The sequence below is a fragment of the Xanthomonas sp. BRIP62411 genome, from assembly GCF_003993525.1.
Classification (GTDB): Bacteria; Pseudomonadota; Gammaproteobacteria; order Xanthomonadales; family Xanthomonadaceae; genus Xanthomonas; species Xanthomonas euroxanthea.
Genome location: NZ_QEZI01000008.1, coordinates 182,602 through 203,719 on the forward strand (window position 1 = coordinate 182,602; position 21,118 = coordinate 203,719).

17 protein-coding genes are annotated in these 21,118 nt (G+C 66.5%); 4 read left to right on the forward strand and 13 right to left on the reverse strand.

The window, feature by feature from the left end; translation table 11 throughout:
* Positions 1 to 129: 129 nt before the first annotated feature.
* The 3 genes from EO139_RS05165 to EO139_RS05175 all read left to right on the forward strand — a co-directional run bounded on the left by EO139_RS05165 (position 130) and on the right by EO139_RS05175 (position 3,426).
* Entirely contained in the window at positions 130 to 1,527 is a 1,398-nt protein-coding gene (locus tag EO139_RS05165; RefSeq protein ID WP_126969587.1) for a trypsin-like peptidase domain-containing protein, read from the forward strand.
* A gap of 244 nt (positions 1,528 to 1,771) precedes the next feature.
* The gene (locus tag EO139_RS05170) at positions 1,772 to 2,176 is read left to right on the forward strand and encodes a hypothetical protein (RefSeq protein ID WP_126969589.1); all 405 of its coding nucleotides are present in this window, start codon (positions 1,772 to 1,774) and stop codon (positions 2,174 to 2,176) included.
* A 242-nt stretch (positions 2,177 to 2,418) separates the two neighbouring features.
* Entirely contained in the window at positions 2,419 to 3,426 is a 1,008-nt protein-coding gene (locus EO139_RS05175) for an MBL fold metallo-hydrolase (RefSeq protein WP_126969591.1), read from the forward strand.
* A 169-nt stretch (positions 3,427 to 3,595) separates the two neighbouring features.
* On the opposite strand, the gene EO139_RS05180 is transcribed toward EO139_RS05175, so the two are convergent.
* The 6 genes from EO139_RS05180 to soxR form a co-directional block, all read right to left on the reverse strand.
* On the reverse strand, positions 3,596 to 5,113 hold the full coding sequence (locus EO139_RS05180; RefSeq protein ID WP_126969593.1) for a tryptophan halogenase family protein: 1,518 nt from the start codon (positions 5,111 to 5,113) through the stop codon (positions 3,596 to 3,598).
* 184 nt (positions 5,114 to 5,297) lie between these two features.
* Positions 5,298 to 6,335, reverse strand: coding sequence for a cupin-like domain-containing protein (locus tag EO139_RS05185; protein ID WP_126969595.1), 1,038 nt, complete (start codon positions 6,333 to 6,335; stop codon positions 5,298 to 5,300).
* Positions 6,336 to 6,339: 4 nt separating this feature from the next.
* Positions 6,340 to 7,101 (reverse strand): SapC family protein, encoded by a 762-nt coding sequence (locus EO139_RS05190; protein WP_126969597.1) that lies wholly within the window; start codon positions 7,099 to 7,101, stop codon positions 6,340 to 6,342.
* Between the two features lie 199 nt (positions 7,102 to 7,300).
* A complete protein-coding gene (locus tag EO139_RS05195; protein ID WP_164739738.1) occupies positions 7,301 to 10,459 on the reverse strand; it encodes a TonB-dependent receptor in 3,159 nt (1,052 codons plus the stop codon).
* A gap of 790 nt (positions 10,460 to 11,249) precedes the next feature.
* Positions 11,250 to 13,241, reverse strand: coding sequence for a M1 family metallopeptidase (locus tag EO139_RS05200; protein WP_164739739.1), 1,992 nt, complete (start codon positions 13,239 to 13,241; stop codon positions 11,250 to 11,252).
* 199 nt (positions 13,242 to 13,440) lie between these two features.
* Positions 13,441 to 13,887 (reverse strand): redox-sensitive transcriptional activator SoxR, encoded by a 447-nt coding sequence (gene soxR, locus EO139_RS05210; RefSeq protein ID WP_104583137.1) that lies wholly within the window; start codon positions 13,885 to 13,887, stop codon positions 13,441 to 13,443.
* Between the two features lie 99 nt (positions 13,888 to 13,986).
* Between soxR and EO139_RS05215 the strand changes: the two genes are divergently transcribed.
* Entirely contained in the window at positions 13,987 to 15,357 is a 1,371-nt protein-coding gene (locus EO139_RS05215; protein ID WP_126945044.1) for an MFS transporter, read from the forward strand.
* 562 nt (positions 15,358 to 15,919) lie between these two features.
* Here the strand turns inward: EO139_RS05215 and EO139_RS05225 are convergent.
* The 7 genes from EO139_RS05225 to EO139_RS05255 are packed head-to-tail and all read right to left on the reverse strand — an operon-like array spanning position 15,920 to position 21,099.
* Entirely contained in the window at positions 15,920 to 17,086 is a 1,167-nt protein-coding gene (locus EO139_RS05225) for a glutathionylspermidine synthase family protein (protein ID WP_126969598.1), read from the reverse strand.
* Position 17,087: 1 nt separating this feature from the next.
* Positions 17,088 to 17,663: a DUF1190 domain-containing protein gene (locus EO139_RS05230; RefSeq protein WP_104583026.1), complete on the reverse strand. Its 576-nt coding sequence runs from the start codon at positions 17,661 to 17,663 to the stop codon at positions 17,088 to 17,090.
* A gap of 12 nt (positions 17,664 to 17,675) precedes the next feature.
* On the reverse strand, positions 17,676 to 18,080 hold the full coding sequence (locus EO139_RS05235; protein ID WP_047126964.1) for a DUF350 domain-containing protein: 405 nt from the start codon (positions 18,078 to 18,080) through the stop codon (positions 17,676 to 17,678).
* A 37-nt stretch (positions 18,081 to 18,117) separates the two neighbouring features.
* Positions 18,118 to 18,795: a YjfK family protein gene (locus tag EO139_RS05240; protein ID WP_164739157.1), complete on the reverse strand. Its 678-nt coding sequence runs from the start codon at positions 18,793 to 18,795 to the stop codon at positions 18,118 to 18,120.
* On the reverse strand, positions 18,792 to 19,874 hold the full coding sequence (locus EO139_RS05245) for an ion channel (RefSeq protein WP_126969600.1): 1,083 nt from the start codon (positions 19,872 to 19,874) through the stop codon (positions 18,792 to 18,794). The genes EO139_RS05240 and EO139_RS05245 overlap by 4 nt, the downstream gene beginning before the upstream one ends.
* 25 nt (positions 19,875 to 19,899) lie before the next feature.
* Entirely contained in the window at positions 19,900 to 20,670 is a 771-nt protein-coding gene (locus EO139_RS05250; RefSeq protein WP_104583023.1) for a PspA/IM30 family protein, read from the reverse strand.
* A gap of 12 nt (positions 20,671 to 20,682) precedes the next feature.
* The gene (locus tag EO139_RS05255) at positions 20,683 to 21,099 is read right to left on the reverse strand and encodes a YjfI family protein (RefSeq protein WP_005995044.1); all 417 of its coding nucleotides are present in this window, start codon (positions 21,097 to 21,099) and stop codon (positions 20,683 to 20,685) included.
* Positions 21,100 to 21,118 lie beyond the last annotated feature (19 nt).

Here is a 21,118-nt window from a genome sequence, read left to right on the forward strand (position 1 = left end):
ATCTCTGAACGAGATTTTCAGCACATATTCAGCTTTAAACATTCGCTAGTCTCGTTCGGCGCCAACGATGGCGCCCGCAGGACGTGGCCCCCGCCGCAGCCTGCCGTTCCCTGACGAGAAGGACTACCCATGAATCGCAAGAATGCGTTGTACCTGGCGCTGTTTTCCGCCGTTTCCGGCTCCGCACTGGCAGCGCCGCCGACCGAAATGGACGCAGCGCCGGTGAGCACCGCGCCGCAAGCGGCCAAACTCGGTGCGGCGACATTGCAGTCGGCAAGTCTGCGTGGCGGCATCCTGCCCACGCGTGTGGTGCAACTCACTGCGCCCACCAGCACCGAGATCAGTCGCGTGCGTGAGCGCCGCATCGCACAGGTCAAACATGGGCAGCCCTTGCAGATCGGTTTCTCGCGCACGGTCGCCAAGCCCTTGGTCAACCTGGCCACGCTTGACTGGCAGATGGCCAAGGATGGCTCGCGCGTGGCGACCCTGAAGGTCGGCTCCGCGCAGGCGGCCTCGCTGCGTGCGTCGCTGATCCTGCGTGGCGCCGGCGCCACCCCGGGTGATCCGTCCAAGGTGACGCTGCGCTTTGCCGGCGACGACGGCCGGGTGTTCGAACAATCCGGTGCCAGCTTCGCCGCCGGCGGCGATGCGATCGGCTGGTCGCCCACCGTCAGCGGCGAGAACCTGCTGGTGGAACTGTCGCTGCCGGCCGGCCAGTATCCGGAGAACTTCAGCCTGAGCATCCCGCAGCTGTCGCATCTGGACATCAGCCCCACCGCCAGCCCACGCGACATGATGACCATTGCCATCGGCGAGAGCGATTCCTGCCAGAACGATGTCGTCTGCCGCGCCAATCCCACCGCCGGTTTCACCAATGCCGCAAAGGCGGTGGCGCGCATGGTGTTCACCACCAGCCAGGGCTCGTTCCTGTGCACCGGCACGCTGCTCAACAACACCAACTCGCCCAAGCGCAACCTGTTCTGGACCGCGGCACATTGCATCAGCACGCAGACCGTCGCCAACACACTGCAGACGTACTGGTTCTACGATGCGGCCAGCTGCAACGGCAACACCGCCAGCGCACAGGCCACCACCTTGACCGGCGGTGCGTTCCTGCGCCACGCCAACACCACGCGTGACACCGCATTGCTGGAACTGAAGACCGCACCGCCAAGCGGCGCGTTCTACGCGGCATGGAACAGCGCGGCGATCGGCGCAACCGGCACGGCGATCGTCGGCATCCACCACCCCTCCGGCGACGTCAAGAAGTATTCGCTGGGCACCGTCAATGGATTGAGCACCAGCATCGACGGCAAGAGCCCGCTGTATCGGGTGGTGTGGAACGATGGCGTCACCGAGGGCGGCTCGTCCGGCTCGGGCCTGTTCACCGTCGCCAGCGGTGGCGCGTACCAGCTGCGCGGCGGCCTGTACGGCGGCTACTCGTACTGCACCGCGCAGACCGATCCGGATTACTACTCGCGCTTCTCGGACGTGTATTCCAGCATTTCCACCTACTTCGGCCAGTAAGCGGGTGATGCACGTGGCAGGCGGTGCCTCGCCTGCCACGTGCGACGACGCCTGGCCTGCGCCGAATGCGGTCGATTGTTTGGCCTGCCTGCTGGATCGATCCGGTTGCCCCGTTCTGTGTGCTTCGATGGTGCTGCGTCGCCCTGGGAACATTATCGAACACGCGCGTCGAGCCGCCTGCAGCACTTCATCTGCAGCGTGCGGATGATGCAGACTTGGCAGATCCTCCTTCACCTGGATCGGCATGCCCGTTCAACACACTCCTCACCTCGTTGCCGCAGCTGCACTGCTGGCCTTGTCGCTACAGGTCACCGCCAGCGCAGCCGGCGCGCCAGCCAATCGCGACGACGTCAAGGCATACGCGCTTCAGCTGTGCCTGGACAACAACTACGAACGCAGCGGCAAGTACACTTCCGACCAGCTACGCGACCGCTCGTATCTGCTGACGACCTATGCGCTCGACAATGCCAAGGTCGGCGCCACAGAGCGGCTGCATCGCTTCGTGGCCGAGCAGACGGCGGACTTCCATCGCGCCGAGGTGCCGATGAAGGACGAAGCGCGCCGCGGGCCGTTCAACAGGATCTTTGCGCAATGCATGGCGTTCTATCGTTCGCCCGCGTTGAACGAGTTCATCGCGCACAAGCTCTGACGGCCATTGCGGCAAGCTCACCGTTCGAGCGCGGCGGATGGATCGGCACGACCGATCCAGCGCAGCTCCCCCGCCCGCAGCGTACGCCGCGGCTGCCGCGCTCCGGTCTCCGGTCTCCGGGCGCGCAGACATCCGTGCCGGGATTTGCGTGACGCAGTCGCAGGCCCGGCCACCTCGCGATCGTCTGACGCAGCGCCGCGCGCAGCCTGGCACATCCTCCCCATGCTTCGACAGGAGCCGTCATGTCCGCATCTTCTCCACGCACTTCCCGCCGCCAGCTGCTGCGCTTCGCGCTGGCCGCGGGCACGCTGGGCGTGGCGAGCCCGCTGGGTGCCGCACTCCGGCGCGAGCCGAAGGACGCCATTGCGGCAGCGGACCCGGCATCGCCAGTGCCCTTCCCGGCCAACGGCAGCGTGCTGGTCCTGCTCGGCACCAAGGGCGGCCCCACGCCCTCACCGCTGCGCGCCGCAGCCGCCAATGCGCTGGTCATCGACGGGCAGCCCTATCTGATCGACTGCGGCAACGGCGTTGCACAGCAGCTGGCCAGGGCCGGCATCCGCTTGCCCGCGCTGCGCGACATCTTTCTCACCCACCACCACTCCGACCACAACGCCGACCTGCTCAACGTGGTGTGGCTGGCATGGGCGAGCGGGCTGCAGACGCCGGTGCGGTTGTATGGGCCGCCCGGCATCGCCAGCATGGTGGATGCGTTTGTCGACATGAATGCCATCGACATCGATGCGCGCATCCGCGAAGAAGGCCGCCCGCCGTTCAGGCAGCTGATTCAGGTGCACGAGTTCGACCAGCCCGGCATGGTGCTGCAGAACGACCAGGTCACCGTCACCGCCACGCTGGTGGATCACTACACCCTCAAGCCCGCATTCGCCTACCGCTTCGCCACGCGCGAGCGCACGGTGGTGTTCTCCGGCGATACGCGCTACCTGCCCGCACTGGCCGACTTCGCGAAGGAGACCGACATCCTGGTGCATGAGGTGATGTACCTGCCCGCACTGGAAAGGATGCTCAAGACCAACGACAACGCGCCGACCTTGCTCGACCATCTGCTCAAGAGCCACTCCACCAGCGAGGACGTCGGCAGGATCGCAGCGGCAGCCAATGCGAAGATGCTCGTGCTCAATCACTTCGTGCCCGGCGGCGACCCGACGATCACCGATGCCATGTGGAGCGCGGGCGCGCGCAAGCACTACGCCGGGCCGATTGTGGTCGGCAGGGATCTGATGCGGTTGTAGGCGAGCAGCTGGGCACCGTGGTGATGGACTGGCCGCGCGCTGTTGCCAGCGTGGCCCACCTGCTGCTGACAGCGCTATCTCGCAGCGCGATCAACGATGCGAGATCGAAAACGTCGTGCGGGCAGCATATCAACCACCACGCGGCACTGCATCGCGGTTGGTCGCCTGCCTACGCCACGACCGGGCTGCGCAAGCCCCACACGCGTTCCCCGGCCTTGCAATACGCCTCGATGAATGCCTGCTGCGGGGGCATCCGGTCCACCGCGTGCCGGATCGGCTGGGCAATGCCGTCGAGTAGGCGACGCAGATCGTGATCGGACATCGCGCGCGCCAGCGGGTGATGCTGCGCGGGCACGATGCCCTGCCCCATCAAGACGTGGGTCCAGGAATCCACGCGGAACAGTTCATCGGCCGCTTGCCAGGCATGTGCGCGCTCGCGCCAGGCGCGCAGGCGCAACGCGAGCGATGCGGGCAGCTCCATCGCGCGGCACTGGCGCCACAGCGGCTCGTCGCGCTGGGTGGCGTGGTAGTGCAGGATGATGAAGTCGCGCACGTGCTCCATCTCGGCGCGGCTGATGTCGTTGAACAGCTCCACCTGCGAGGGCGCGATGCCGTCTGCCGGGAACAGGGTGATCAGCCGCACCACCGCGGCAATGGTGAGATGGATGCTGGTGGATTCCAGCGGTTCGATGAAGCCGCTGGCCAGGCCCAGCGACACCACGTTCCGGTTCCAGGCCTTGCGCCGGCGTCCGGTGCGGAACGGCACCAGCCACGGATCCTTCAGCGCAGGCGCGGCCACATCGCGCAGCAGCCTGGCATGCGCTTCGTCGTCGGACAGGTGCTTGCTGGAAAACACCAGGCCGTTTCCCACCCGATGCTGCAATGGAATCTGCCAACGCCATCCGGCCTCGTGCGCGATGGCGCGGGTGTACGGCACCGGCGGGCCGAGCGCCTGGGTCTGCACCGCCACGGCGCGATCGCAGGGCAACCAATGGCTCCAGTCTTCGTAACCGGTGTGCAGCGCCTGTTCGATCAGCAGGCCGCGAAAGCCGCTGCAATCGATGAACAGGTCGCCCTCGAGCACCTGCCCGTCTTCCAGCACCAGGCTGGCGACATCGCCACTGTCCGGTTGCAGCGTCACCTGCTGGATCCTGCCCTCGATGCGCCTGACACCGCAGGCCTCGCTGCGCGTGCGCAGGAACCTGGCATACAGCGCGGCATCCAGGTGATAGGCGTAATTGACCGCGGGCTCGCGCAGCAGTGCGAACCGGTCCACGCGCGATGCCACGGTTTCCAGGCAGTAATCGCCAAAGCTGCCCGGCATGCCGCGGCGCTGGCTTTCCAGCCATAGGTGATGGAAGGCGCACACCAGCGTGCTCTGCCCGGTGATGCCGAACGGATGGATGTAGCGCTCGCCCTGGCGGCGCCAATGCTCGAAGGAGATCGACAGCTTGAAGGTGCCGGCCACCGCGCGCAGGAATTCCTGCTCGTCGATCTGCAGGAAGCGATGGAAGCTGCGGATCGGCGGCACCGTGGATTCGCCCACGCCCACGGTGCCGATCTGCTCGGACTCGACCAGGGTGATCTCCAGCAGGTCGCGGAACTGATGCGACAGCGCGCAGGCGGCGATCCAGCCGGCGGTGCCGCCACCGGCAATGACGACCTTGCGAATCGGGGCCTGGCTCACTGCGCGCTCCTGTGGGGTGGATGTCGGTTGGCCGGCACAGCATCGTGCTCGAACGTGTGGGTGACGCAGAAGCCACGCAGTGACCGATCGCCTGGGTGGCCCATGCGGATGCCGCACACCGGTTGCGCCGGACGGCGCAGCTGCGCAGTGGCCCGACCAGTCGCCTGGACGCCGATCGCGCACATCAGCGGTTGAGCCTGCCGATCAACATCGCACGCAGCTGTCGCGCGAGGGTGGGATCGATCGGGCCCAACGCATGCCGCGCCTGCTCGGGCAGGTGCTCGCCCGCGCGCTCGGCCGGCCCGAACACGTAGTAGTCGAACAGGGCGCGCCATGCCGCTTTTTCCGCTGCCGGGCGGTCGCGGATGGACCACAGCGCGTGATACAGCGCCGGCATCGGCGCCGGCAGGTGCGCAGGCACGCTGTTCCACCAGTAGTTGACCAGCACGTTGAATGGCTGCAGCGAGTGCACGTGATGCCACCACATGCCGGGAATGAACAGGGCATCGCCCGGCTCCAGCACGGCGGTGCGTGCCTGCGCCAGCGCCTGGGCGAAGCGTGGATACCGCAGCAGATCCGGGTTGGCGAAATCCACCATGCTGACGACCTGCCCGCCCGGCGTGGGATCCAGCGGGCCGGGATACAGGTTGGCCACCTGCGCGGGCGGAAACAGCGTGAAGCGACGTTGCCCCACCGCGCAGCACGCCAGGTTGTTGGGGACATCGTAATGGCAGGAGGCGATGACGCGATTGCCGATCCAGATGCTCGGCTGCACCGCGATGCCGCTGGCGGCCACATCCAGATCATTGCCCGCGCGCAAGCCTGGCAGGTTGTCGTCGATCGGCAACGACGCCAGGTAGTAGGTGGGCGGCTGCGGGTCATCGCGATGCGTGACGATCGCCTCCAGCAAGCTGCTCAGGCTGCCGCGCTGCACATCGAAATTCAGCGCGCTGCAATCGTCGCTGTAGAACGGGCGGCTGGCGATCTCCGGGCCGCCATGGGAATACTGCAAGGCGCGCCCGCCATCGTGCGCGCGCAGCAGCGCCATCGCCTCGTCGGCGCTGCGCAGCCCGGCCTGCACCAGCGACCAATGGCGTGCGATGCCACGCAGCACCACCGGCTCGGCCGCCTCGCACAGCGCAGCAAGCGGCAGCGCGCCGGGATGGCAATCGCGGCGCTCGGCGATGGGCGCGATGGAGGAAATGGCTGCGCCGGTCGTCATGCGCTCAGGCGAATGCGGCGGTCGCAGATGCAGCGTGCACCTGCTGCAGGCGGCGCTGTTTTTCGGCCATCAGCCGGCGCACGTTGTGCAGCGAGGCCAGCATCAGGAACGCAGCTTCCAGATGGCCGGCCCGGTGCAATTGCTGCAGCGACGACGCATCGAGTGCAGCAAGCCGCTCGCGGTCGATGACGAACAGGCCTTCCAGCGTGGTGGCGTGGGTGGCATCCAGCGTGACATCCAGCTGCACCGGCTGGATCAGCCCCAAGGTGTCGAAGGCGGCCGCCATCGCCTTGCCGGCATCCACACCGTCGCGGATGCCGCGCAGCACATCGATGACATGCTCCAGATACGGGCTGTGGCCACCCTGCGGCAGAAACACCGCCTCGCCTTCATGGCGGCTGACGCGTGGATGCTCCAGATCGACGTGGATCACCGGCGCCTGTGCCAACACGCCATCGACGCGCTGCTCCTGGAAGCCGATCAAAAATGGCCCCTTGGCCACGATGCCCGGCAGATAGCTCGCTGCCCAGCGCCCCTCCTGCAGGAACAGGTTCTCGTCCTGCGCAAAGCCCAGCAGCGCGACCGACTGGTAGCCGCCGGCGGCAGCATCCTTGCGAAAGAACAACGGGTACTCGCGCTGCAGCTCGGCGTACTCGGTGACAAAGGCCGGCACCATGCCGAGCGCGTCGCCGAACTCGGCACCAAAGCGCAGGATGACGCGCAGATCGTGATGCGCCACGTTGTTGAGCACTGCGTACCGCGTCATCTGAAACTCCCACGGTGCTCCGCGATGGAGCACCGCATTACGAGGAATGCGTCGATCGCGCCGCCCGGTGCCGCGCCTGCCGTGGCGAGCATTGCCAAAAAGCGACAGGCCGGCAAGCGGCACAGCAGCATGGGAGCCAGCCCTGCCGCAAGCCGCGTCGCTGCGCCCACTGGGAGGGGAGCTGAGCGCCGCCGGCCTGTCAGAACGCGTAACGCACACCCAGCGTGTAGCGCGGCTGCTGGTCGATCAGGCGGATGATCTGCTTGTCCGAGCGCCCATGCCAACGCACGTCTTCGCCGGTCAGGTTGATCGCCTCAAAGCCCACGGAAAGCTGCTTGCTGAAGCTGTAGCTGACGCTGAGATCCCACTGCTGGTAGGCCTCGACGTAGTACGGATTGCGGTTGGCATTGTCCTGGTTGGCGGCGATCAGGTATTCGTCGCGCCAGTTCCAGGCCAGACGCGCGCTCCAGCCGTATTTTTCGTACATCAGCATCACATTGGCGGTGTCGCTCAGGCCGAGCAGCGCGAACTGGTCGCGATCGATCACGGTATTGTCGAAGCCCACATCGCCTTCGACGATGGTGTAGTTGGCATAGATGCCGAAGCCGGTGGTGTCGAAGAAGTACTGCCCGCCCAGTTCCCAGCCGTGGATATTGGCCTTGTTCTGGTTGACCGGGCGCGACACATCGAACTGATACAACGGGTCGGAGGCATTGCCGACGATGTCGTAGGCGTTCTCCAGTGCCAGGCTCTGCGCGGAGCTGCCGTTGTAGGCGGCCAGCCCGCCGGTGGCTGCGGCATTGCGCAGCAAGGCCATCGCCGCAAACAGCGAGGTGTCGTTGGCCGAGCACGCGGCGGCGACGTCGTTGCCCGACGCCCCCACTTGCGCTGCGCAGGCCCCGCTCTGCAGGAACGCCAGCGCGGACTGTGCATCCGGGCCGGAGGTGGGATCGCTCAGCCCGTACAGGGATTCGCGCGAGACCGTATTGCCGATGAAGTTGCTGACGCGCTTGTTCCAGAACGTGGCCGACACGTAGCTGGCATCGGCGAAGTACCACTCCAGCGCCAGGTCGAGGTTGTCCGATTCCAGCGGATCCAGCTGCGGATTCTGCGCGCTGCCGCCGGCCCGGTTGGAGGGATTGATCAGGATCGAGCCATTGGGCGTATTCGGGGTCGGGCCGGCGATCAGGTTGTTGTAGGGCGCCCGTGCGATGGTCTGGCCGAACGAGGCGCGCCCCTTCAGCTGATCGGAGATGTCGATGCTGAAGTCCAGATTGGGCAGGATGTAGTTGTAACTGGTCTTTTCGCTGAAGGGCTGCTGCTCGGTGGAACGCAACAGCTGGAAGTCGTTGTTGGCCTGCCACAGCAACGCCGTGGGCGTGGCCACCTGCGAGGTGGATTCCACATCGGTACGCTCGTAGCGCAGGCCCAGCCGGGTATTGGTGGTCATGCCGGAGATGTCGCCCTTCAGTTCCAGCTGCACGTAGGCGGCGCGGGTCTTCTCTTCCACCTGGTTATCGGCGCTGTACTGCGGGTTGTAGCGGGTCGTGGCGCCGTACTGGCTGCCACCCCACAGCGCCAGCTGATCGGCATCGCCGCGCCATGCATTGGGCGCGGCACCGTTGGCGTTGAAGTCCTTGAACATGCCGGTGATGCTCACCGGCCGCAGCAGTGCCTGCATGCCGGGCTCGTCGCCGGCGTTGGCCACGCCCCAATCGCCCAGCGTGGAGTTGGTGTCGCTGGTGAGCCGGTTCATGGTGGTATTGGCGGTACTCACGCCGAACTGGAAGCGCCCGTCCTCGAAGTCGAAGGTGCCGTCCATGCGGCCTTCCTTGATCTCGGTGACCTGCGATTGATAGAAGATGCGCAGGACCTGCGAGCCGAGCTCGGCGGGGGTGAAGTCCGGGTTGAGCACGCCGTTGGTGCCGGCCAGGGAATCGGCCGCGGTGGGATACCAGGTGCGCGCGCCGATCGGCAGCCCGCCATTGAAGCGCAGCTCCTGCCCCCACTGGCCGCCGCAGGACGGGCCGTTGCTGCAGTTGTTGGTGCCGGCGAAACTGAAATACGTGGCGCTGCCGCCGGTGACCGGGTCGTTGGGCAGGCTCTTGGTCTTGGAGTTGTGCGCATCGAAGGACAGCTGGAAGCGGTCGTTCACCTGCCAATCGGCATTGAAGCCGAGCGAGCCGAGCGTGTACTTCTGCTCGTTGCGCTGCTGCTCCATGCCGAAGTCCTTGGCACCGTTGGGCACATCGCGCAGGTACACCGGCGTGGCCACCGCCTGGCCGGTGTCGAAGGTCAGATCGGTGAAGCTGTTGGCGCGCTGCAGCCAGATGCCCTGCTCGCCGCGTTCTTCGCGGATCTCGTTGGACGAATAGGTGTAGTCCAGGGTCAGGGTCAGGCTGTCGCTGGGCGCGAACTGCATCACCGCCTGGCCGTTGGTGCGCTCGCGCTGGAAGTCGGCGAAGGCATAGCGCAGGTCGTTGGGCATGCCGTACAACTGGCCGATCGCCGGGGCGTTGGTCACCACCGCATCCGGACGCAAGGCCGGATCGGTGCCGGTCCAGCGCTGGATGTTCCAGGTGTTTTCGGTGGCCTGCACCGAGCCGCCGTGGCGCTTCTGATAGCTGCCGCTCAAGCCGATACCGAAGGTCTTGTCGGGATTGGTGTAGCTGAAGATGCCGGAGACTTCGGGGGTGAGCGAATCGCCGAACGGCTGTGAACGATCCGACACCATCTTGGCGCCGGCATTGGCCACCACGCCGGAATGGTTGAACGGCTTGTCGGTCTGGATGTTGATGGTGGCGCCGATCCCCCCGCTGGGTGCGGTGGCGCGGCTGGTCTTGTAGACCTCGATCCCGGTGATGGCCTCGGAGGCGAGCTGGGCGAAATTGAACGCACGCGTGCCCACATCCACGCCCCCGATCGGGGTCTGGCCAGGCGCGCCGAATGCATCGGCGCCGGGAATCAGGCGGCCGTTGAGGGTGACCGTATTGAACTGCGGGCCAAAGCCGCGTGCGGTGACCTGCGCGCCTTCGCCGTCGCGGCGCTCGATCGAGATGCCGGTGATGCGTTGCAGCGACTCGGCCAGATTGGTGTCGGGAAATTTGCCGATGTCTTCGGCGCTGATCGCATCCACCACGCCGGCAGCGTCGCGCTTGATGCCCATCGACTGGTCCAGGCTGCTGCGGATGCCGGTCACGTTGACCGCATCCAGGGTGGTGGCGGTTTGTGCGCTGGACTGCGGCGGCGACACCTGCTGCGCAGGAGCCTCCTGCGCGAAGGCCGGATTGATCACCAGGATGCCACCGACAAAGGTGAACATGGCCTTCGACTTCACATTGCTCAACGTACGACGCATCGATCTATCCTCGGGTCTGGTCCAACACCCACGGCCGTGGTCGCGGAATGCGACGCGGCGCTTGCCTGGCCACGCACCTTGGACGGCACACGACCTGTCTGCATGCAGCACTTCATCCGACCCGCCGCCTCGAACGCCGGCAGATCCCCCTTGATGCCAGCCGTGCGTGTGCCACGTTCCTGACGAACGCGGCCTGCGCCTCAAGCTGTACAGCACCTGCGACTGCCTTCCCAATCGGAACGCCTGCGCCCCGCGTGCCATCGAGCGCCCCTGCACGCAACCCCGTGCCAGCACGCGATGCAGGACTGATAGCGCTAACACGCGGCGCAGCCTAGTCACGCGTGCCGGGGCTTGTCACCGTGCGTTGCAGCAAACACACAAGGCCACACGCAGGCACGAAACACCGCGCGCGCTTGAGTCCGCAGCCCGGATGCAGACGCAGCGTGGCTGTAAGCGTTACCAGCGGGCGACCGAAAAAATTGCGCCGCAATGGCGTTGCCGCATCTCATTGCCGCGCAGCGCGGACACGGCATGGAACCGTTGCGCAAAGCGTCGCGGTGATCGCAACGCGGCAGCCTTCAGTGCCGATGCGCTCGGCGACGCGTGCACCTGGCAGCTGGCGCCGACGCGCATGCATTGCGGCGCGTCTGCGCATGACGTCGGGCCGCACGCCGCCACGAAAAACGGCGCAATCGCTGCAATCGATTGCGCCGTTGGTGGCGGTGAGACGGTGTGCCGCAAGCCTGCAACAGATGCGCCATTGCAGCGCCGATGCATGCATCGGCAGCCGCTAGCCGATCGTGTTTACCTGGTTGTCGCCACGCTGGGCATCGGGCAATACATGGTCCGGATCCAGCGTCACATGCAGCACTTTCTGCGTGGTCGGCAGCGTCAGCTTGGGCGCGGTGGTCTGCAGCCAGGTTTCCACCGGCACGCGGCGGTCCAGATGGCTGCCGTCGGCCAGATCCACCCGCACGGTCACCGGCATCACCAGCTTCTGGCTGCTGCGCAGCGTGAGTTGCAGGCCCTTGGCAGGATCGTGATCGATGTAATGGGCCTCGCTGATGCCCATATCCAGCTGCCAGTTGTTGAGATACCAACCGCGCCACCACCAGGCCAGATTTTCGCCACTCTCGCTTTCCATCAGCCGGAAGAAATCCGATGGCGTGGGGTGCTTGTAGGCCCAGGTTGCGATGTATTTGCGAAATGCCGGATCGAAGCGTTCCGGCCCGAGGATCTGCTCGCGCAACAGCACCAGCCCCAATGCGCCCTTGAAATAGGTCAGTGGATGGCGGTAGGTCTCGCTGGTGGAATCGGCATTGTCCATCAACGTCGGCGCGCGGGTATCGGCCAGCAACGGCAGGATTTCATCGACCGGGCTGCCGCCCTTGGGCGCATATTCCGAGTCGCGCTTGGGTGCGTACTCGCCCTTGTTGAAGGCATCGGACGCATAGACATCGATGAAGGTATTGAAGCCTTCGTCCATGAATGCATGCCGGCGCTCATTGGAGCCGACGATCATCGGGAACCAGGTGTGGCCGATCTCGTGCGCGGTGATCCAGAACAGCTCCTTGCCGCCATCTTCGAAACCGTCGAAGACGATGCCGGGATACTCCATGCCCGCGCCGTAGCCGCCCAGGTTGATCGCAGCCGGCCACGGATACGGGTACCACTGCGAGAAATGTTCGATCGCCCCTTTGACGTATTCGGTGGAGCGGTTCCACTTGTCCGCGCCCACGCCTTCCAGCGGGTACACCGACATCGCCAGCGACTGCTTGCCGCCCGGCAACTTGATGCGTGCGGCATCCCATACAAACGCAGGCGAGGCGGCAAACGCCACATCGCGGGTGTTGTCCATATGGAAGCGCCAGGTGCGCGTGCTGCTCCCCGCTGGCCTGGCAGCGCGCGCGCCCACTTCCTCGGGCGTGCGGATCAGCACCGTGCGATCGCTGCCACGCGCCTGTTGCAGGCGTTGTTGTTCGGTGCGGCTGAGCACCTCGGCCGGATTGGTCAGTGCGCCGGAGCCGGCCACCAGGAAGCCCTCCGGCACGGTCACCGCATAGTCGAAGTCGCCGTACTCCAGATAGAACTCCGAGCCCAGGTACGGCTGCGTGTCCCAGCCGCGCAGATCGTCGTACACGGCCATGCGCGGATACCACTGCGCAATCTCGTAGATCTCGCCCTGCTTGCTGGCACTGACGGCGGTACGCCCGCCCCAGGTGCCCGGGATCGTGTAGCGGTAGCGGATATGCACGGTCAGCGCCTTGCCCTGCCCCGCCAACGGCTGCGGCAGGTCCACCCGCATGCGGGTGTCGTCGACGACGAAGTGCGCAGGCTGGCGACGCCCGCCGTCGTCGATCTCGACACTGGCGATCTGCATGCCGTCGGTGAACTGGGTCCGGCGCGACGGCCGGCTGGCGGCAGCACGCGCATCGGCGCGGTAGATGTTCTGGTCCAGCTGCAGCCACAGCACGTCCAGCGTGTCCGGGCTGCGGTTGGTGTAGTGGATCGCCGCCTCGCCCGTGAGCGTGTGCGTTGCCGGGTCGATGCTGGCGTCGAGGCTGTAGTCGGCGCGGTTTTGCCAGAACAACGGCCCGGGCACGCCGCTGCCGCTGCGGTAGGCGTTGGGTGCGTCGGGCAGTTGCAGCGGTGCGAACAGGGTCAGCGGATCGAACGCGCTCGCCGGCGCGGTGGCGTTGGTTGCAGGCGCGGCCTGCGCGTTGGCGGTGATGCACGCCAGCGACAGCGCAACGGCGAGCGATCGGCGCAAGGTGGGGAACATGCGTAAGGTCCTGCGGCGGAGGGAACCCCCATCCTACGGTCGCCTTCGCCCCTCACGGCACTGCCATTGGTCCCGGTTGCGGCTGTGAACCCGGGACGGCGACAGGCGCGCCCGGGGCATGCAAGCGGCGCAGCAGCTGCGGCCCGCGCACGGCCTGCAGATACCGATCACGCCCGCGGCGCAGCCCGCGCACGCCATCTCAGTCGGCAGCAAGCCGCGATAATCGCAAGGCACCATCCCCACCTTCGGCCAGCGTGTCGCCGGGATTGCTCAACCGGCAGCGGCGCAGCGACAGACAGCCGCAGCCGATGCAGTCGGTGAGCTGGTCGCGCAAGGCCTGCAGCTCGGCGATACGCGCATCCAGCTGCCCACGCCAACGCGCCGACATGCGTGCCCATTCCGCACGGGTGGGCGTGCGCTGGTCCGGCAGCACCGAGAACGCGTCCAGCACCTGCTGCAACGGCACGCCGAGCCGTTGCGCGACGCGGATCACGGCGATGCGTCGCAGCACATCGCGCGCATAGCGGCGCTGGTTTCCTGCCGTGCGCAGGCTTTGGATCAGGCCTTTGCGCTCGTAAAAATGCAATGCCGACACCGCCACGCCACTACGCCTGGCCACCTCACCCACCGACAACTCACGCTGCATTGCCTTGACCTCAACCTTGGTTGAGGCAGGATGCTGCGCGGCCACGAGCGGTGCAAGCACCGTGCTCATGGTTCTACACACTGCCGTCCTGGATGTTTGATGACTACCGATACCGCCCTATCCGCCGCCTCGCCTGGCGACACCCGCCCCACCTCCATCCTGGCCGCTCCGTATCGCGCGGCGACGCTGGGCATGGTGGCGCTGGTGTCGCTCAACGCCTTCGAATCGCTGGCGGTGGCCGCCGCCATGCCCACCGTTGCGCGCGCATTGAACGGCTTGCCACTGTACGCGCTGGCATTTGGCGGCACCTTGGCGACCAGTGTGGTCGGCATGACGGCTGCCGGGCGCTGGAGCGACCGTCGCGGCCCGGGTGGCGCGCTGGCTTACGGCCTGCTGTGTTTTGTGATCGGCCTGCTGGTGGCGGGGCTGGCACCGAGCATGCCCGTGCTGATTGCCGGGCGCCTGCTGCAGGGCCTGGGCGCCGGCGCGTATTCGGTGGCGCTGTACGTGATCGTCGGGCGCCTGTATCCGGACGCCTTGCGGCCGCGCGTGTTCTCCGCGTTTTCGGCCGGCTGGGTGGTGCCCTCGTTGATCGGGCCGGGCATCAGCGGGTTGATCGTGCAGCACGTGGGCTGGCGCTGGGTGTTCCTGTCGGTGCCGCTGCTGGCGATCCCGGCCGGGTTGATGCTGTGGCCGGCGATCCGCGGGCGCAGCTGGTCTAGCGACACCACCGGCGCATCGCATTCTGAGTTGCGCTGGGCGATCGGTGCGGCCCTGGGTGTGCTCGGCGTGTATCTGGGCGGGCAGCTGCACGGCCCGGTCGCGTTGCTGGCGATGCTGCCGGCACTGCTGCTCAGCGTGTGCTGCGCCTGGCGGCTGTTGCCGACCGGCACGCTGCGGCTTGCGCGTGGCCTGCCCAGCGTGATCGCGCTGCGCGGTATCGCAGCGGCGGCCTTCTTCGGGTTCGAGGCGTTCCTGCCGTTGCTGCTGTCGCGCGAACGTGGCCTGTCGCCGCTGCTGGCCGGCGTGGCGCTGAGCGTCGGTGCGCTGGGCTGGTTCAGTGGCTCCTGGTACCAGGGCCATAGCCGCGCTGGCTGGTCGCGCCCACGCCTGCTCAAGACCGGTGCGTGCTTCATGTCGCTGGGCATCGTGATCAGCGCAGGTGCGGTGTGGCCGGTCATCCCGGTGCCGGTGGCGATTGCCGGCTGGGCGCTGACCGGCCTGGGCATGGGCCTGCTGTATCCGAGCCTGTCGGTGTTGACGTTGTCGCTGTCGCCGCCGGCGCAGCAAGGCGCCAACAGTTCGGCGCTGCAGTTGAGCGAGGCGATCGCGGTGGCCGGCATGCTGGCGCTGGCCGGCGCGCTGTTTGCCGCGCTGCTGGCCTCCGCAACCTCGGCCGCGTACCTGAGCGTGTTCGCCCTGGCGTGGCTGCTCGCCGTGGCGGGCTTTTTCGTGGCGCGGCGGGTGTGATGGCTGCGCGGTGTGCGCAAGCTGTCGCCGCAGGCGAGCACTGGTCGCAAGCGCAGGCGCATCGCGGTCGGTCGCCGCGTATCGCGCGCCTTGCCTGCACCGCACGTGCGCCCTACACGATTCGCATGCTCAGCACCGCGCGTTGGCAGGGCGCACTGCAGGCCAGCGCATCGCAGCGATCGGGGCGCACGCGACTTTGCCGATCCTGCCGGGATCGCTGCGATAGCGAGGGAACCACCTCGCCCACGAACGACTGGTCATTTTTTCGCCACCCATCTTGACAGCATTGCAGGCCGGGGCCTGCGCCCACTTGTCCACAGCCTTGTGCAACTTCCATCCACAGGGGGTGTGGAAAACCTGCGCTGCCCGGCAGGCCGCGCGGGGCTTGCGTGCTATCGCGGTGTGTGTCAGGCGGTGCGAAGCGGCAGTTGCGCCGTGCAGCGCGACACGGGGCTTCCGACACAGCTATCCCCCGAGACGAACCCTACTCATCACCGGAGGCAAGGCGATCGCGCCACACGGCACCGCCACCTCGCAGTGGCGACGCACACCCTTTGCTGCGTCAGTCCACGATCACGTGCGGTACGAAGCGCGAGGTGTCGCGGGTGATCGGGCCATCGTCGTCGCGCATGCCCAGCCCGGCAGGACGATCGGCCACCATCCAGCTGCCGACCAGGGCGTGCCGGCCATCGAATACCGGCAACGGATGGTGCGCCTGCAGGATCGCCGGCCCGTCCACATACGGGCCATCGGTCTGCGCAGCGTCGCCCTGTGCGCTGACCAGGGAAATATTGGCACCCTCGCGCGACAGCAGCGGCTTGCGTACCCAGCCTGCCGTCGGCGCTTCGCCGGTTTGCGCAAAGCGCGCCGGCAGCAGATTGGGATGGCCCTGATGCCGCTCCCACAACAGCGGCAGGATGCCCTTGTTGCTCAGCACCGATTTCCATGCCGGCTCGATCAGGCGCACACGGTTGGCAATCAATGCCGGCCCGAAGCGTTCTTCCATCATGAATTCCAGCGGGTAGAGCTTGAACAGCGTGTGGATCACCCGGTCCTGCTCATCGGTGAACCAGCCATCGGCGCTCAGGCCGATGTCCTCGATGGCCACTTCCTCGGTGCTGATGCCCACCTGATGCGCGCAGTCGCGCAGGTAGCGCACCGTGGCGCGGTCTTCCAGCGAATCGCGCACCGCTGAAAAATGCATCTGCGCGCCAAGCGCGCCATCGGCCGCCAACGCGCCCAGGGTTTCGCACAGCAGATCCTGGATCAGGTTGTACTGATCGGTGCCCTTGGGCAACGCACCGGCGGCAATCTGCTGTTCCAGCCACAGCCACTGGAAATACGCCGATTCGTACAGCGAGGTCGGCGTGTCGTAATTAAGCTCGTACAACTTGGCCGGGCCGTTGCCGGCATAGGCCAGGTCCATGCGGCCGTACAGATGCGGGTCGCGGTCCTTCCACGAGGTGGCGACCCAGTCCCAGTAGAACGGCGGAATCGCCAGCTGTGTCATCAGCTGTTCCGAGCCCACCACCTCGTCCACCAACTGCATCGCCATGTCGTGCAGTTCCTGCGTGGGCGCTTCGATGTCGTCCTCGATCTGCTGCAGCGTAAACGCGTAGTACGCGCTTTCGTCCCAGTACCGCTCGCCGTCGATGGTGTGGAAGTGGAAACCGAGCGATTCGGCCTGTTCGCGCCAGTCCGGGCGCTCGGCGATTGCGATCCGTTGCATGTCAGCCGCCGTACCCGGAGCTGCGCCCGCCGCTGCCGAACGAACTGCGCGCGGCCGCACTGGAGCCGAAACCCGAGCGCGACACGGTGATCGCCCGCGACGGCATGTCGATGGCGCCGCTGCGCCCGCGCACGGTGCCGACGCGGTTGCTGGCCAGATCGCCATTGGGCTTGTAGTACCCGCCGCTGCGGTAATCGCGGTACAGCGGCATCGCGCCGCCATAGCGGTAACCGCCACCACCGGTCATGTTGCCCAACGCGTAACCCAGCAGGAACCCGCCCATCGGCGGGATCCAGCTCTGCTGGCCCTGCGCCGTCTGCACCGCGGTGCAACTGCCGAACTGCTCGTCGCACTCGTAGCGCGTACTGAAGCGCGGCGCGGCCTGCTGATGCTTGGCCACCGCCTCGTCATAGGCCTTGAGGCATTGCTGGATGTCGGTCTGTTCCTGCTTGATCTGGTAGCAGTCGGAGGCCGACTGCAGTACCACCCCGGTCTCCGGTTCGGAACCGCAGCCGGTGACGAGGGCGGCCGGCAATGCGGCCATCAGGGTGAGCTTGAGGTTGCGTGATCGCTTCATGCCTGCGCTCCGTTACGGCGTGATCGCCGCGGCATTGATCAGCCCGACCGCGATCGACACGCCGGCCGAGAAGATGCCGGCGGCGGTGACGTTGTCGGTGATCTGCCGCGAGATGCGCCCGGCCACCAGGTTGGCCAGCAGGTACGCCACGATCTGGATGCCGCAGGCGACCGCGCCCCAGATCAGCGCATCGACCAGGCTCACCGAATGGGTGATGGCCGAATGCAGCGGCAATGCCACACCGATCAGGTTGCCGGCCAGGGCGGTGGCCGCCGCCACGTTGCCCTGCCGCAGCAGGGTGAAGTCCTTGTGCGGGGTGACCAGGGTCACCAGCACCACCGCCACGATCAACACGCCCAGGCCGGTGCCGAAGTAGGAAAGAAACGCGAGAAAACTCTGCAGGTTGATCGGGTTCATGACAGGACCAGGGTAAGTGGAGGACGAGCGCGCACGCTCAGGTGATATCCAGATCGGCAACGGTGACATCGATGCCGACCGCATAGGTGACGCAGAATTCATTGGGGCCGGAATCCTCGCCGGTGACCAGCAGGAATTCCTCACGCTGCAGCTCCGGCACATCGCGGCTGTAGAGCATGGCGTAATGGGTCAGATCGCCATCGCGGCGCGGCGGCTGATAGCGGTACAGCACTTCGTCATAGGCAATCGGCGGAATCCGCGCAGCATCGTCGGTGGACTGCGTGGCGCGTTGCCAGCGCTTGCCGGCGTAGTCGATCTGCGCCGCACCCAGATGCGGATGCTGCATCACGAACTCCTGAAACGCCTGCTTGCTGGGCGGATTGACCGTCTCGCAATACACGAAGGCCTTCATCGCCTCCAGATCGCCGCCCACGGTGGTGACCTGCAGGAACGCGTCATCGTCCAGGTAGAACCGATGCAGGGAATAGCCATCGCCCAGATTGACGTGGCCGTAGCACGGAATGCCTTGATGCCCGCCCGGCAACTCGGCGGTCATGGCCTCCGGTGCCATGCGGTACAACGTGGTATCGATCTCCAGCTGCCCACCCACGCGCAAGCCCAGCGGCAGCGCGTGACCGATGGCGCCGGTGCCGGAGCTGGGCAACGGCGGCGGTTGTGGTTGACCGAACAACTTGCTGAAAAAACTCATCGTCATGCACCTTGTGGCGATGGGGAACGGGACACGGCCGCGGTGCGCAGGGCCTGCCATGCGATGGCAGACACGGGCACGCGCTGCTCGGCCAGGTAATACAGCATGGCACCGGCCGGCACGGCGGTGTGTGCTGGCGGGTTCAAGCGCAGCGCGCCATCGGGCGCGCGCAGGCCCAGCAGCAGGGCGCCACGCTGGCTGAAATCGGCGGCCAGCACGCGGTACTCCAGCGGATCGACATCCGCAGGAATCGCCAGGCCGAACTGGGTCGGACCATCGTCCACCGACAGCAGCTCGGCGGTGATCGCCGCGCTGCCCGGGTCCTGCGCAGCGCGCGCCAGGATCTCGGCAGTCATCGGCCGTGTGCATTCGATCGCCGGATAGTGGCAACCGACCAGCCGCGCCGCGCTGGCCGAAGCGAAGTGCGCCACGATGTGCGCACGCGGCGCATGCGCCATCAGCGCGAACACCGCCGCCAGGGTCTGGTCGTCCGAGGGCGGGTTGACGATCACCCGCGCCGCACCCGCGATGCCCGCACGCAGGTAGACCTCGGTGTGCGTGTACGACTCGGCGGCGATGAAGCGCATGTGGTCGGGCATCGGGTTCTCGGCCACGCCCTCAGCGATCAGTACCACGCCTTCGTCGTCGGTGGCGGTGTCGGACAGCAGCAGCTCCAGCAAGCGCGTGGACGCGGCGCCCTGCCAGCCGATCAGGATGGTGTGCCCGCGCAGATCGGCGTAAGCCATCTTGCCCATGTGGTGGCGCCTCCAGAAGGTGATGAGCACGCCGCTGGTCTTGGCCAGCACCGTGGCAAACAGTGCCACTGCGCCCGGCATCACCACGAATGCGGCGATGTAGCGCCCGGCCACCGAGCCCGGCGACAGGTCGCCATAGCCGATGGTGGTGGCCGTGGTCATGTAGTAATACGGGAACGCGTCCAGGCCGACGAGCGTGTGCTCGCCGGCCAGCAGCAGCAATACCCAGCTCAGCCCCATGTGCGCCAGCAATGCCAGCGCCACCATGCCCCAGCTGACGCGGCGCACGTGGCGCCGCACCACCCGCAACAGCTTTCCGACGATGATCATGGCGCGTCCTGTGCCGTGCGGCCGGTCAGCTGTCGCTGCGCGGAACCTGCTGCACGTCGCGCACCTGGCCGATCAGCGGCGCGCTGCCGCCGGCGCTGTCGTGGCCGAGCTGGGCCGGCTTCTTGAAACGTGCCAGCACCGCGGCGGCGTTGGATTCGCCCTCCATCAGGCCGGCCGCGGCGAGGCGCCGGTTCAGATCGCCATCGCCGCTGGATGCCTCCAGCTCTTCGGCCGATTCGATGCGTGCGGAGGTTTCGGCCTGACGCGCCTTGATCCGCTCCAGCGATTCCAGTGCCGAGCCCATCTTGCTGCTGGCGCCGGAATGGCGCGCGGCAATCGCCGCCTGCGCCTTCTGCACTGCGTCGGTGGCCTTGACCGTGTCGATCTGCTGGCGCATGCCGCGCAGCTGGTTTTCGGTCTTCTGAATGGTGGCCTTGAGCGTCACCACCGACTGGTCCAGCGATGTCTTGGAGGCCTTGTCGCCGGCATCCTCGCTTTCCAGCGCGGCCAGTTTGGTCGCCACATCGTGGGCCAGCGACTCGTCGCCCTTGGCCAGCGCACCTTCGATATAGCGCGTGTATTCGGCCATCTTGCCGGCGCGCGCGTCGATCTTCTGCTGGGCGAGCTTGCTCTGCGCCATCAGCTTGGTCAGCTCTTCGCGCGAACGCGTGAGCTGGGCGCCGGCATCGCGCATTTCCTGGTCCAGGATGCGCAGGGCGTTGGCGTCGACCGCCTTCTGGCCGGTTTCGTGTGCAGTGCCACGCAGCAGCGTGATCAGCTTTGAAAAGATACTCATGACAACACGCCTTTAGGAAAAGAACGGCTTGAGAGATTCGGCGGCATCCAGCGTATTGGCCGCCAGGGTCTGGATTTCCTCGTCGATCTGGTCCAGCGTGGACGACGCCGACAGTTCGCCGAAGACCACGTAGCTATCCTTGCCGTCGACCTGCACCAGGCCCAGGTTGGACAAGGGATTGAGCGGGTTGAGCCGCAGGCAGGCGTCGTTGAACGCCGCGCGGTCGCTGACCTGGTCGGCGTTGGCCAGCAATGTGGAAACGAACACCTGCGAGCCGGAGGCGGCGACCTGGATCTGCATGTCGCCATGGTCGGCCAGGGTGAGGTTGATGGCCGGTTCCAGCCCATCGATCAGCTCGACCTCGATCGGCTGGTCGCGGTAGCGCTCGGCCAGCAGGCCGTGCAATTCGACAGTGGTGTACTGCGTCATACGATGTCCTGTCCTTTGG